The 314-nt window shown below is 76.8% G+C and carries 1 protein-coding gene; it reads left to right on the top strand.

Going from position 1 to position 314, the window contains the following annotated elements; all coding sequences use genetic code 11:
* A partial coding sequence (locus JHD82_RS29485; RefSeq protein ID WP_199140462.1) for a hypothetical protein occupies positions 1-224 on the top strand: 224 nt, incomplete at its 5' end.
* Positions 225-314: the final 90 nt, after the last annotated feature.

Here is a 314-nt window from a genome sequence, read left to right on the forward strand (position 1 = left end):
CCCCCCCCCCCCCCCCCCCCCCCCCCCCCCCCCCCCCCCCCCCCCCCCCCCCCCCCCCCCCCCCCCCCCCCCCCCCCCCCCCCCCCCCCCCCCCCCCCCCCCCCCCCCCCTCTTTAATGATCCGGCGCCCACCGAGATCTACACTGTTCGCATTTCGTCGGCAGCGTCAGATGTGTATAAGAGACAGCATCGCTGGCGCGCTATGTCTGCATCGGTGCCGATGAGGCCGCCGTGCAGGCCCAGCTGGCCACGCTGTGGCCGCAGCTGTACCAGCGGCGCGTGTACTTTGCGGGCAAGCGCGGCGTGCCGGCCGG

Origin of the sequence: Delftia sp. ASV31, assembly GCF_016428765.1 — a bacterium.
GTDB classification, from domain to species: domain Bacteria; phylum Pseudomonadota; class Gammaproteobacteria; order Burkholderiales; family Burkholderiaceae_C; genus Comamonas; species Comamonas acidovorans.